Annotated in this window: 14 protein-coding genes; 7 read left to right on the top strand and 7 right to left on the bottom strand. The window is 60.8% G+C overall.

What is annotated here, in order from left to right:
• Positions 1-9: 9 nt before the first annotated feature.
• Genes A2I95_RS06670 through A2I95_RS06660 form a run of 3 tightly spaced genes read right to left on the bottom strand, consistent with a single transcriptional unit; the run spans position 10 to position 1,793 of the window.
• Positions 10-198, bottom strand: a complete 189-nt coding sequence (locus tag A2I95_RS06670) for a Trm112 family protein (protein ID WP_129372445.1) — start codon at positions 196-198, stop codon at positions 10-12.
• Entirely contained in the window at positions 195-839 is a 645-nt protein-coding gene (locus tag A2I95_RS06665) for an LON peptidase substrate-binding domain-containing protein (RefSeq protein WP_291729015.1), read from the bottom strand. Before A2I95_RS06665 ends, A2I95_RS06670 begins: the two co-directional genes overlap by 4 nt.
• A gap of 27 nt (positions 840-866) precedes the next feature.
• Positions 867-1,793: a tetratricopeptide repeat protein gene (locus A2I95_RS06660; protein ID WP_291729014.1), complete on the bottom strand. Its 927-nt coding sequence runs from the start codon at positions 1,791-1,793 to the stop codon at positions 867-869.
• Between the two features lie 74 nt (positions 1,794-1,867).
• Between A2I95_RS06660 and A2I95_RS06655 the strand changes: the two genes are divergently transcribed.
• A complete protein-coding gene (locus tag A2I95_RS06655) occupies positions 1,868-2,389 on the top strand; it encodes a DUF6653 family protein (RefSeq protein WP_291729013.1) in 522 nt (173 codons plus the stop codon).
• 158 nt (positions 2,390-2,547) lie between these two features.
• Here A2I95_RS06655 and A2I95_RS06650 read toward each other — a convergent pair whose 3' ends face one another.
• Together A2I95_RS06650 and A2I95_RS06645 are read right to left on the bottom strand one after the other, a co-directional pair.
• A complete protein-coding gene (locus A2I95_RS06650; RefSeq protein ID WP_291729012.1) occupies positions 2,548-3,336 on the bottom strand; it encodes an exodeoxyribonuclease III in 789 nt (262 codons plus the stop codon).
• A gap of 233 nt (positions 3,337-3,569) precedes the next feature.
• Positions 3,570-4,256 carry a response regulator transcription factor gene (locus tag A2I95_RS06645; RefSeq protein ID WP_027256830.1) on the bottom strand — a complete coding sequence of 229 codons (687 nt, stop codon included), beginning with the start codon at positions 4,254-4,256 and terminating at the stop codon, positions 3,570-3,572.
• Positions 4,257-4,429: 173 nt separating this feature from the next.
• On the opposite strand from A2I95_RS06645, the gene ribA reads away from it, so the two are divergent.
• Together ribA and A2I95_RS06635 are read left to right on the top strand one after the other, a co-directional pair.
• Complete coding sequence (gene ribA / locus A2I95_RS06640; protein WP_291729011.1) at positions 4,430-5,518, top strand: GTP cyclohydrolase II; 1,089 nt, start codon at positions 4,430-4,432, stop codon at positions 5,516-5,518.
• A 14-nt stretch (positions 5,519-5,532) separates the two neighbouring features.
• Entirely contained in the window at positions 5,533-6,027 is a 495-nt protein-coding gene (locus A2I95_RS06635) for a L,D-transpeptidase family protein (protein ID WP_291729154.1), read from the top strand.
• A gap of 57 nt (positions 6,028-6,084) precedes the next feature.
• Here A2I95_RS06635 and A2I95_RS06630 read toward each other — a convergent pair whose 3' ends face one another.
• A complete protein-coding gene (locus A2I95_RS06630) occupies positions 6,085-6,735 on the bottom strand; it encodes a YggS family pyridoxal phosphate-dependent enzyme (RefSeq protein WP_291729010.1) in 651 nt (216 codons plus the stop codon).
• A gap of 123 nt (positions 6,736-6,858) precedes the next feature.
• Entirely contained in the window at positions 6,859-7,875 is a 1,017-nt protein-coding gene (locus A2I95_RS06625) for a porin (protein WP_291729009.1), read from the bottom strand.
• A 310-nt stretch (positions 7,876-8,185) separates the two neighbouring features.
• On the opposite strand from A2I95_RS06625, the gene A2I95_RS06620 reads away from it, so the two are divergent.
• From A2I95_RS06620 to holA, 4 genes are all read left to right on the top strand, one after another.
• Positions 8,186-8,674 carry a DUF3576 domain-containing protein gene (locus A2I95_RS06620; RefSeq protein WP_291729008.1) on the top strand — a complete coding sequence of 163 codons (489 nt, stop codon included), beginning with the start codon at positions 8,186-8,188 and terminating at the stop codon, positions 8,672-8,674.
• Positions 8,675-8,762: 88 nt separating this feature from the next.
• On the top strand, positions 8,763-11,327 hold the full coding sequence (gene leuS, locus A2I95_RS06615; RefSeq protein WP_291729007.1) for a leucine--tRNA ligase: 2,565 nt from the start codon (positions 8,763-8,765) through the stop codon (positions 11,325-11,327).
• Positions 11,314-11,829 carry an LPS assembly lipoprotein LptE gene (gene lptE / locus A2I95_RS06610; protein ID WP_291729006.1) on the top strand — a complete coding sequence of 172 codons (516 nt, stop codon included), beginning with the start codon at positions 11,314-11,316 and terminating at the stop codon, positions 11,827-11,829. The genes leuS and lptE overlap by 14 nt, the downstream gene beginning before the upstream one ends.
• Positions 11,826-12,854, top strand: a complete 1,029-nt coding sequence (gene holA / locus A2I95_RS06605) for a DNA polymerase III subunit delta (RefSeq protein WP_291729005.1) — start codon at positions 11,826-11,828, stop codon at positions 12,852-12,854. Before lptE ends, holA begins: the two co-directional genes overlap by 4 nt.
• Positions 12,855-12,876 lie beyond the last annotated feature (22 nt).

Raw genomic sequence — 12,876 nt, 5'->3', positions numbered from 1 at the left:
TGTGCAGCGTCAGTCCAGCGCGCGCGCCTCATCTACCAGCATCACCGGGATGCCATTGCGGATCGGAAAGGCCAAGTTGGCAGCACGCGAAATCAGTTCTTGCGCCTGGGCATCGTATTCCAGCACGGCCTGAGTCAGCGGGCAGACCAGCGCTTCCAGCATCCGGCGGTCAAAGGCAGGCGCCTGTGTTTCGGTCATTGCAGGGTTTCCTCCTGAGAGCCGCCGCGCAGGGCGAATTCAATCAAAGTGACAAGCGTTTCCCGCCTTGTGGCAAGGCAGGGCGCTTCGAGCAAGGCCTGTTTCTCTTCGGTGTCAAATTCCAAGAGCATGGCCAGGGAATTGATCAGCAGTTCGTCGTCCGCATCTTTCAACGCTTCCCAATCGGTCGACAGGCTCCGGGAAGAAAAGAACCGCTCCAGCAGATCCAGAAAGGAAGGCCGGTCAAGGGTATCGTCCGCCTCGGAGCGGCCAAGGTCCCTGTCAAATCCCGTCCAGCTGACGTCGCAACGCTGATAGGGGGTAAATCCATTGGCTTCGCGGGTGATACGGAACCGGGACACGCCTGAAAGCGTGACCAGGTATCTTCCGTCTTCTGTCTCGGAGAACTGCGTGACGCGCCCGGCGCAGCCAATCACATGCAGCTCCTCCCCCGTCCCTTTTGGCCCCGGACAGGGCTGCACCATGCCAATCAGCCGCTGCCGCGTCTTCAGCGTGTCTTCGAGCATCTGCAGGTAGCGCGGCTCGAATATATGCAGCGGTAAGCGCGACCGGGGCAGCAAAAGCGCCCCGGGCAATGGGAACACGGCAATCGTGTCCGGCAGATCAGCTGGTTGGATCATGGGACAGAGTGTAGTGCTGCCCCGGCCTTAGGCAAATATCATTGAGCTCAGTTTCCGGCGCCCGTTGAGAACCACCGGGTCGTTGGGCTTGAGCGCATCAAAGATGGTGAAGAGCTGCACCTTGGCGGCCCCCTCGTTCCACTCGCGGTCACGGCGGAAAAGCTCCAGCAACTCATCTACTGCGGCTTCCGCATCTCCTGCTGCATGAAGCGCCTGCGCCAGGTCGAAACGCGCCTGCAAGTCATCCGGGTTGGCGTCCACCGCAGCCCGCAATTCCCCCACCGGGCCAGCGTTCTCGGCCTGCCGCGCCAGAGCAATCTGCGCATGCGCGGCTTCAATCTCGGCGGCATCCGCAATCTCGGCGGGTGCGCCGTTCAAAACGGCCTCCGCCTGATCCAGATCGCCGAGCGCGATATGCGCGCGTGCCAATCCTCCGTAAGCCGCGGCATTCTTGTCATCTTCGCCCAGGATTGCGGCAAAGGTCTGTGCGGCATCCGCCACGGCACCCTCAGTCAGCATCTGTTCCGCCGCTTCCAGGGCTTCGCCCAGACCGCCGTCGGCTGAGCCGCCCCCCGCCTCGATGGCCTTATTCACAAAGGCCTCAATTTCCGATGCCGGCAAGGCCCCTTGGAACATGTCGATCGGACGCCCCTCTACGAAGGCAACCACAGTGGGGATCGACTGCAGCGGCAACCCCTGCTGCGCCAGTGCCTGTGCCAGGCGCTGATTTTCGTCCACGTTGATTTTGGCCATGGTCGCGGCGCCCTTGGCCTTGGTGACAGCTGCCTCCAGCATCGGACCCAGGGTTTTGCAGGGGCCGCACCAGGGCGCCCAGAAGTCGACAATCACCGGCGCCTGCATCGACGCTTCGACAACGTCCTGCATGAAAGTGGCTTCGGTCACGTCTTTGATCAGATCACCCGCCGGTGCGGTGCTGCCAAGAATTTCGGTCATCAGATTGTTCTCCGCTTGGAACTTGCCCCCTATATGGAATCCCAAGCGCCGGAAACCAAGAGAGGAGTTTGCCGATGGCCAGCCGCAGGTTCGATCTCTTTGCCCTTTCTGAAAAGATGATGCGTATGGATGACGCCGCTTGGGCGCGGCACGCCAACCCGTGGAGCGTTGTGAGTAGAATGACTGTTCTGCCTCTGATGACACTCGCCATCTGGTCCCGTGTATGGCTGGGTTGGAGGGCGGTTCTGCCCATAGCGCTGGTGCTGTTGTGGATCTGGTGGAACCCGCGCGCCTTTGGCCGGCCTGCCAGCACGGACACCTGGGCGTCCCGCGGCACATTTGGCGAGCGGGTGCTGCTGAACCGGGCGCAAGTTCCCATACCGCGCCATCACCTGGGCTGGGCTAAGGGCCTGGCATGGATCTCCGGCATAGGAGCGCTCCCCTGGCTCTATGGTCTTTGGATCTTGGATCCCGGTTTCATCCTTGGTGGCCTGACGCTGATGATTGGCGGCAAGCTGTGGTTTGTGGACCGGATGGTCTGGCTCTACCAGGACATGCAGGACAGACACCCCGAATACGCCCGCTGGCTGCGTTGAGCGGAAGTGCTCCCGTCTCCGTCAGCGCGCCCTGTCTGCGCCAGAACCCTTACGGTGTTGGGCCGGGCGCCGCGCTGCGCGTCAGCGCAGTGCCATGCCCAACGGAGGAGAAACATCCTGCGGATGTTGTGGATCAGGCGGGAGCGCTCCGCCTGTTGTCACAGATCAAAGGTTGCAAATACCGGCGCATGATCGCTGGGCTTTTCCCAGCTGCGGGCATCCCGCAGGATCCGGCTGGAATGGGCCGCGTTTTTGATGTCCGGCGTCGCCCAGACGTGGTCGAGACGGCGCCCCTTGTCGGCGGCATCCCAATCCTTGGCCCGGTAGCTCCACCAGCTGTACAGACGGCCGTCGGGGATATCGTTCCGGGTCACATCGGACCATCCGCCCGCATCCATCACTTCTGCGAAATGCTCCACCTCAATGGGCGTATGGCTGACAACCTTCAACAGCTTCTTGTGGTCCCAGACATCATCCTCGCGCGGGGCGATATTGAGGTCGCCGACCAGGATGGACTTTTCCGGTTTGTCCGCCTGGAACCAGTCACGCATCTCCGTGAGGTAATCGAGCTTCTGGCCGAATTTTTCGTTCTTTTCCCGGTCCGGCACATCACCGCCCGCCGGTACATAGAAATTGTGGATCACCACTCCGTTCTCCAGCCGCCCGGCCACATGGCGGGCATGGCCAAGACCGGCAAAATCCTGGTCCCCAGCATCTTCGATCGGCAGGCGCGACAGGATCGCTACCCCGTTGTATCCTTTCTGGCCGCGCGCAACCATGTGGCCGTAGCCCAAAGCAGCAAAGCCTTCCAACGGAATCTTGTCCACCGGGCTTTTGCACTCCTGCAGGCAGAGCACATCCGGCCCTTCCTCCTGCAGCAGCTTCTGCACAATCGGTTCGCGCAGGCGGACCGAGTTGATATTCCAAGTGGCAAGAGTAAATGGCATCGCGCGCCTCATCGTGAAATCCGGGTTCCGGCGCGATACTGCCTGTCCGGGCCGGGAAGGGCCAGAGATGAATTGACCCGCGGTTAAAACCATCCAGACAAAAAAAGGCCGGGCATCACGCCCGGCCAAGTCCAACAGGGAGGTGCATACCGTGACCCGGATATGCGCGGGATAGGGTCCGTTCTAAAGATGAACCACAGGGTCTTCTTTGATCTGGCTCAACGCCGATTACATCAGGCAACCAGCCGGTAACCGCCGGATTCCGTCACCAACAGGCGTGCATTCGACGGATCGGGCTCAATTTTCTGCCGCAGACGGTAGATATGGGTTTCCAGCGTATGCGTGGTCACGCCTGCATTGTATCCCCACACCTCATGCAGCAGAACATCACGCGGCACCACACCATCGCTGGAGCGATAGAGAAACTTGAGGATGTTGGTTTCCTTCTCGGTCAGCCGGATCTTACGCTCATCCTCCGTGATCAGGAGCTTCATCGACGGCTTGAAAGTATAGGGTCCAAGCGCAAAGACCGCGTCCTCAGACTGTTCGTGCTGACGCAGCTGAGCCCGAATCCGCGCCAGCAGCACCGGGAACTTGAAGGGTTTAGAGACATAATCATTGGCACCGGCATCCAGGCCCAGAATGGTGTCTGCATCGCTGTCATGGCCTGTCAGCATCAGGACAGGCGCTTTCACCCCCTGCTTGCGCATCAAGCGGCACAACTCGCGCCCGTCGGTGTCGGGCAGGCCCACGTCCAGAATAATCAGATCATAGAGGGCCTCCTTGGCGCGCTCCATTGCGCCTTGACCGTTTTCCGCCTCGAAAACATCAAAGTCCTCGGTCATCACCAGCTGCTCGCTCAAGGCCTCTCGCAGGTCTTCATCATCATCAACCAGCAGAATTTTCTTCAGTTGCGCCATCAGCTCGCCCTCCTGTTCACTCGACCACACATGCGCATCCCTTGCGCCCTCGGCAAGATTTGCTGCAATACTCTCACGCCGACGTGTCCATGGCAGGGAAAATGTTTCACATCCGTTGCATTTGGGCGTAAAGACAGCGAGCCTTTGTTACAAAATAACACCGGAATCCCCGTATGAGCCTGATGCCCACTATAATCGAACTGCTGGCCCGTGCCCGGGTCGATCTGCGCATGGGCCTGCCGGTGGTATTGAGCGATGGCCCGGAGGCCGCGCTGGCAATTGCTGTGGAATCACTGACAGACGCACGTTTGGCAGACATGCGTTTCTTGGGCGTTCCGACTTTGGCGCTGACCGCCCGGCGAGCGGAAACCCTGAAGGCCCGGGTGTATGATGCGGACACCGCCCGTATAATTGTCCCCGGCACTGAGGATCTGAAATGGATCCAGTCGCTGGCCGACCCGGCGGATGATCTGAACACACCGATGAAGGGTCCGCTGTCCAGCCAGCGCGGCGGCAATGCAGACCTGCACCGGCTGGCAATTGCACTGGTTAAATCCGCGCGCCTGCTGCCAGCTGCTGCTCTTGTGCCCATCAGCGATCCGTCCGGATTTGCCGCGGCCCACAGCCTTACCGCCATTTCGCGTACAGCCGCAGAACCCTTGCTGAGTGAAAGCTCCCCCCTGCACCCGGTCGCAGCTGCCCGCCTGCCAATGAATGCCGCCGAAGCCGGCAGGCTGCATATCTTCCGCCCGGAGGATGGCGCCGAGGAGCATTATGCTGTGGAAGTCGGCCGCCCCGACAGATCCAAGCCGGTTCTGGCCCGGCTGCATTCGGCCTGCTTCACCGGCGACGTGCTAGGCTCGCTGAAATGCGATTGCGGCCCGCAGCTGCACGGCGCACTGGCACAGATGGGCGCGGAAGGTGCGGGTGTCCTTCTGTACCTGAATCAGGAGGGCCGTGGGATCGGCCTTGCCAACAAAATGCGGGCCTACTCCCTGCAGGACCAAGGCTTTGATACAGTGGAGGCCAATCACCGTCTGGGGTTTGAGGATGATGAGCGCGACTTCCGGCTGGGCGCCTCTATTTTGCAAGAATTGGGATTCTCCCAAGTGCGGCTGCTGACCAACAACCCGAACAAGATTGCGATGATGGAGAAGACCGGCGTGCATGTGGCAGAGCGTGTTGCGCTGAAAGTGGGTGAGAATGCCCACAATCAGCACTACCTGGCGACCAAGGCCCGCAAGTCGGGGCATATGCTGTGACATCACCTGCCGATCTGGTCCTGACACCCCGCGGCGTGCGTTTTCTGGGGCGTGTGCTGCCTTGCACAATCGGCAAAGGCGGACTGTCCCGGAACAAACGCGAAGGGGATGGCGCGACTCCCGTCGGAGTACATCGCATTGCAGGCATGTATTACCGCCCCGACAGGCTGTGCCGCCCTGTCTCCTGGGCCAAGCCCATTGGTCCGCGGGACCTATGGTCGGATGATTCAGGAGATGTGAACTACAACCACCATGTGCGGACACCGCACCCGTTCAGCCATGAAAGACTGCGGCGCAGTGATCCGCTGTATGATCTGGTTTTGATCACCGATTGGAACTGGCCAGCCGCAACTCCGGGACGCGGTTCTGCGATCTTCCTTCACCAATGGAGGGGGCCTGGATACCCCACTGAAGGCTGCATCGCTTTCTCACGCGCGGATCTCCATTGGCTTGCTGACCGGGTTCAACCTGGATCCCGGGTTATCGTCCCGCAGCTAGCGCGCACCTGACGCAGCCAAGACTTTTCAAAAAGTCTTGGCAAAAGTTTTGCCCAAAACTTTTGTACCTCAATAGGTGCGGGCACCGAAAATGGCAGAGCCGACGCGAACATGGGTGGCACCAAGTGCTATGGCTTTCTCGAAATCGCCGCTCATTCCCATCGACAAACCCTTCAATCCGTTGCGCTCAGCAATCTTTGCCAGCAGCGCGAAATGCAGGCTGGCCTCTTCTTCCGCAGGCGGGATACACATCAGCCCCTTGAGAGGCAGATCAAGCTGGCGGCAGTCTGCGATGAAAGCATCTGCATCGGACGGCATCACGCCTGCCTTTTGCTCCTCCTCGCCGGTATTCACTTGAACGAACAAGTCCGGGCACTTGCCCAGCTCTTGCGCCAGCCGGGCCAGCGTATTGGCCAGCTTGGGCCGGTCGACTGAGTGGATGCTGTCAAACAGCTCCATCGCCTGGCGGGTTTTGTTGGTCTGCAACGGGCCGATCAAATGCAAATCGATGCCGTCAAACTGTTCCGCGAATCCCGGCCACTTTCCAGCGGCCTCTTGCACCTTGTTTTCACCGAAACAGCGATGGCCTTCCTGCAGCACCGCCTCAACCCGCTCGTCCGGCTGCACCTTGGAAACCGCAATCAGCTGCACACTGCCCGGCATACGGCCGGCCTGCTGTTCAGCTTTGGCGATTCGAGAACTGATATCTTCAAGCGGCATGGATATGGCCTCATAGCTGTTTGGCCGCAAAAAACACTGTTTGCCTGCAAATGTTAAGGGGCAAAAGAAAAGGGCGGGCTCCCGAAGGAACCCGCCCCGAATTCACGCTAGGTGAACTTCAGCTTAGAAGCTGAAGTGCAGACCTGCCTGAACGGAGTTGTCGTCGTTGTCGGCTGCAGTGTTCACGTAGCCAGCAACGAAGGTCACGCCGCCACCCAGGTCGTACTCGTAGTTGATGCCGAATGCGGTGCCGTCGGTCACGGTCTGACCTGCAGTCACGCCGGTATCGATGTCGGTGGAGTTCACCCATGCGATCAGGGTCGAGGCTGCGCCGATTTCAGCTTCGCCAGCCAGGGTAACGCTGTCAGCTTCTTCGGTCTGAGCCAGCTGCAGAGTCGCGCCGAACTGGCCGAAGTCAGCACCACCTGCCAGGAAGATCAGATCGTCGTCGGCTTCAACTGCAACACCACCTTTGGTGATGGTGCGACCGTTGTCTGCGGACTGGTATGCACCGGTCACGAAGTAATCGCCGAACGAGTAGTTCAGCATCAGCGCGGTGCGCTCAACACCGTTTGCGTCGGTAGAGGTACCTGCGACGCCGTTCTGCTTCGAGTAGGAGATGTGGCCGGTGAAGCCGCCAGCGGAGTAGATGGCTTCGATGCCGCCAACGCCAGCACCAGCAGAGGTGAAGGTGTCAAAGCCAGCGCCTTTGATGGCCAGGGAGTTGAAGCCCATGCCGTCGATGCCGGTGCCAACCGAGGTGGTGTTCAGGTACAGGCCCGGTGCGGAGTCGATCGCGCCCCAGATGTTGCCAACGTTCACACGCAGGCCGCCGTATGCGACGTGGAACTGCGGGCTGGAGAAGGTGGCATTGCCTTGAGCGCCGTCACGGTTTTCTGCCTGGGCACGGATACGGGCACCAACGGTTACACCGCCATCGGTTTCTTCCGACACATCAAAGGTCAGGCGGAAACGGCTGGTGATGTTGGTTGCATCGGTGTTGTCCAGGTTGCCGGTCACGTCGTTGGCTTCGTTGTAGTCCAGACCGAAACGGCCGTAGCCGGAAATGTTGACACCTTCAGCCGCGGCCATGCCTGCGGTGGCGATCAGCGCGGTGGTCGCGAAGAGAACCTTTTTCATCGTTTTTCCCTCGGTTTTCTAATCTTAAGCCCAAACCGGGGAATCCGGCGTGGGTATGCCAAGGGGTTTCGCTCTTTCACCCCCGTTTTGGCAAGTGTTGGGAAAGTCAGGCGAAACGATGCGCCGCGGGATGGTGCAGCTTTGCCACAGTCCCCCCTGCCGCGTCGCCCGTCCTGAAGAACCTTCATCCATTCTATGCCCTGAATTCCCCGGAAACGCGCACTGGAGCAGTACTATAGACGCTAAGGCCTTGCTCCGCCGGCGCGGCTTGCGTTAGGTGTTCGCGCAGAAAATGGCTCCGGGAGCGGTTATGAAATACGGAAAGACCCTGCGGGTAACAGTGATCGGCGCGATCTGTCTTGGCCTTGCGGCCTGCGGTGGCGGTAATAAAGGCGGAAAGCCGCCGGCAAGCACCGCACGGACGATCAGCCATAAGGAAGAGATCCAAGGCGCCGCGACACAGTCCTCGATCTGGGATGTATTCCGCGGCCAGCCTGACCAGAATGTGCAGGTCAACCGGTATCTATGGGCTGCCAGCCTGGACGTGCTGAACTTCCTGCCGGTTCAATCGGTCGATCCATTCACCGGTGTTATCGTCACGGGCTATGGCACCCCGCCGGGCGGCGGCCGCACTTACCGGGCCACCGTTCACATCAAGGACCCGGCCCTGGACGCGCGTTCCCTGAACGTTGCGCTGCAATCCAAGGGCGGCCCGGTCAGTGCCAGCACGTCCCGCGCAGTTGAGGATGCGATTCTTTCCCGCGCGCGGCAGCTGCGAATCGCAGACAAAAAACTCTGACCCGCTGCGCTCTGGAAACACCAGCCAAACCCCATTATCAGAAGCGCCGGGCCACTTGCCCGGCGTTTTCATGCAAAGGACCGCTCTGATGTCGCGTTACGAAGCCCCGGAAATCGAAGCTAAATGGCAGGAAGCCTGGGACAAGGCCGGGATATTCCAGGCCAAGCGCACCGGCGGCAAGCCGAAGTATTATGTGCTGGAGATGTTTCCCTACCCGTCGGGCAAGCTGCACATGGGCCACGTGCGCAACTACACGATGGGCGACGTGATCGCGCGCTATAAACTGTCTACTGGCCATAACGTACTGCACCCAATGGGGTTTGACGCTTTTGGCATGCCAGCCGAAAATGCGGCGATGGCCTCGGGCGGGCACCCCAAAGACTGGACCTATTCGAACATCGACACGATGGTTGAACAGATGAAACCGCTGGGCCTGTCGCTGGATTGGTCACGCATGTTTGCCACTTGCGACCCGGAATATTACGGCCAGCAGCAGGCGTTGTTCTTGGATTTCCTGGAGAAGGGCCTCGTTTACCGCAAAAACGCGGTGGTGAACTGGGACCCCATCGACATGACGGTGCTGGCCAACGAGCAGGTCGAGAATGGCCGCGGCTGGCGCTCCGGTGCGCTGGTGGAGCGGCGCGAGCTGACCCAATGGTTCTTCAAGATCTCTGATATGTCCGAAGAGCTGCTGTCGGCGCTGGATGGCTTGGAGAACTGGCCCGCCAAGGTGCGCCTGATGCAGGAAAACTGGATCGGCAAATCGCGCGGCCTGCAGTTTTCGTTTGAACGCACCGACGGCGCAGAACCGATTGAGGTTTACACCACTCGCCCCGACACTCTGATGGGCGCGTCTTTTGTCGGTATCTCGCCCGACCACCCGATTGCCAAGGCGTTGGAGGCCGAATCGGAAGAAGTCGCGGGTTTTGTCGCCGAATGCCGCAAAGGCGGCACCACCGAAGAAGCCATCGAGACCGCAGAAAAGCTGGGTTATGACACCGGCATCCGGGTAAAGCACCCGCTGAATCCCGACTGGGAGCTGCCGGTCTGGATCGCCAACTTCATCCTGATGGACTACGGCACCGGCGCGATCTTTGCCTGCCCGGCGCATGACCAGCGCGACCTGGACTTCTGCCGCAAGTACGATCTGCCGGTCACCGATACCTTCTTTGCGCTGGACAATGACACGCCGGTTGCCAACGAAGCCTTCGTGCCGCCGAAGACCGAAAAGGTCCGCTGGGTCGATCACTTTGCCGGGCTGACCGAGTCCACGGGTGAAGAAGCCATCAACGCCACCGTGGATTTTGCGGAACAAGCCGGCTGGGGCCAGGGCGTCACCAAATACCGCCTGCGCGACTGGGGGCTCAGCCGCCAGCGCTATTGGGGCTGCCCGATTCCCGTTGTGCATTGCGAAGACTGTGGCGTGGTGCCTGAGAAGAAAGGGAACCTGCCGATCGCGCTGCCTTACGACGAAGACGGCAAGGCCATCGACTTCTCTGTGCCGGGCAACCCGCTGGACCGCCACCCGACTTGGCGCAACTGTGCCTGCCCCTCCTGCGGCAAGCCTGCTTTGCGCGAAACCGACACCATGGATACTTTCGTCGATTCGTCCTGGTATTTTGCCCGTTTCACCGCCCCGCGCGCAGAAACGCCGACCGATATGGCCGAGGCCGAATACTGGATGAACGTCGACCAGTATATCGGCGGCATCGAGCACGCGATTCTGCACCTGCTTTATTCCCGCTTCTTTGCCCGCGCGATGCAGATTTGCGGCCACCTGCCAGAGAAATCAACAGAACCGTTTGATGCTCTGTTCACGCAAGGCATGGTGACCCACGCGATCTACAAGACCACCGGCGGCAACCACCGCCCAGTCTACCACTACCCCGAGGAAGTGGAGTTGCGCGACGGCAAGGGCTTCCTCGGAGACGGCACCGAGGTGGAGATCATCCCCTCCGCCAAGATGTCTAAGTCAAAGAACAATGTTGTGGACCCGCTGCATATCATCTCGTCGTTTGGCGCCGACACCGCCCGCTGGTTTGTGCTGTCCGATTCGCCGCCCGAGCGCGATGTGGAATGGACCGCCGCCGGGGCCGAGGCTTCCTATAAACACCTGAACCGGGTCTGGAACCTGTGCGACCGGATCGGCGAAATGGACCCGGATGCGGCGGGTGAAGGCGACGAGGCGTTGCTGCGCGAGACACATAAATGCATCCGCGATGTGACCCTGGGCGTCGATTCCTTTGGCTTCAATGCCGCGATTGCCAAGCTTTACGCCTTTACCAACACCCTCGCCAAATCCAAGGCAGGTGCCAAGGTGCAGAAACAGGCGATTATGACCCTGGCGCAGCTGATGGCGCCGATGACCCCGCACCTGGCCGAAGACATCTGGAACCACCAGGGCGGCGAGGGCTTGTGCGCTACCGCGCCCTGGCCGGTCGCAGACGAAGCCATGCTGGTTGAGGACACCGTCACCCTGCCGATCCAAATCAACGGTAAGCGCCGCGGTGAAATCGAAGTCGCCAAGGATCTGGACAAGGCAGAGGTTGAAAAACGCGCGCTGGCGCACGAAGCTGTGCAAAAGGCGCTGAATGGCGGCGCGCCGAAAAAGGTGATCGTGGTGCCGGGCCGGATTGTGAATGTCGTTGCTTAACCGCAGAACCTTGCTGATGGCGCTGCCCTTTGTGGCAGCGGCCTGCGGCTTTACCCCGGTGTACGCCCCCGGTGGCACCGGAACTGCGCTTTATGGCCAGATCGAGGTTCAGGCTCCGGAGGAGATCAAGACCGCCAGTGGAACTGATGCCTACTTCCTGGTGCAGAATCTGGAGCAGCGCCTGGGCCGCGGTGCCAGTGCTGCGTACAAGCTGGACCTGACACTCAGCACCCAGGAAGAAGGCCAGGCAATCACTGCGGGCAATGAGATCACCCGCTATTCGGTGATCGGCAGTGCTGGCTTTTCACTGACCCGCTTGTCGGATGGCAAGGTAACTTCCAGCGGCACCGTGCAGAATTTCACCGGTTACTCCGCCACCGGCTCCACCGTGGAGACGCTGGCAGGTGAACGTGACGCGCATGAGCGGCTGATGGTGATCCTGGCCGATCAGATCACTGCGCAGATTCTGGCGACCGCGGATCTCTCCGCTCAGGCGGAATGAAGCTCTCTCCGCGCGAAGCCGACGGCTATTTCGTCAAGCCTGATCCGGGCAAGACCGGCATCCTGATCTATGGCGCCGACGCAATGCGCGTGTCGCTGAAACGGCAGCAAGTGCTGGCAGCCCTGCTTGGCCCCGGTGCCGAAGAGGAAATGCGCCTGACCCGCCTGCCCGGCAGCGACCTGCGCAAGGATCCAGCACAGCTGCTGGATGCCGTGAAGGCGGTGGGGTTCTTTCCCGGTGTCCGGGCGGTTTTTGTCGAAGGCGCCAATGACACCGCCACGCCTGCCATTGCGACAGCGCTGGAAGACTGGCAGCCGGGGGATGCGCAGATTGTGGTCACAGCAGGGCAACTCAAGGCCACCTCGAAACTGCGGAAGGCGTTTGAAGGCCACAACAATGCCTATGCGGTTGGCATCTACGACGACCCGCCTTCGCGTGCCGAGATTGAGCGGATCCTGGGGGAGGCAAGTATCCGAGACGTTCCCGGTGACAGCATGTCAGCGCTGACGGATATCGCCAATGATACCGGTCCCGGCGATTTCTCCCGCATGATCGAAAAGCTGGCGCTTTATAAACACGGCGACAGCAGCCCGCTTTCGCTGGAGGATATCGGCGCCGTTGCTCCGCAATCGACCGAGGCCGCGCTGGACGATGTTCTGAATGTGGTAGCCGAAGCCCGCAGTGCCGAAATCGGCCCGCTGATCCGCCGCCTGCAGGCGCAAGGCACCAACGCTGTGACACTCTGCATCGGAGCAACCCGGCATTTCCGCACGCTCTACACCATTGCCGCTGCACCCGGCGGCCCTGCCCAGGGCATCGGCCAGCTGCGCCCGCCGCTATACGGCAAACGCCGCGACCGGATGCTGCGCCAGGCGCAGAACTGGGGCGCAAACCGGCTGGAGACCGCGCTGACGATCATTACCGATACTGACCTGGCGCTGCGTTCCGCGGGCCAGACCGCGCCGGCGCTGGCGCTGATGGAGCGCGCCCTGATCCGGCTGGCCATGCTGGGCCGCGCCCGCTGATCCGGGAATGTCTGCCCCGGCT

It is taken from the genome of Leisingera sp. F5 (assembly GCF_001593695.1).
This window is presented reverse-complemented; position numbering and strand designations above follow the sequence as displayed.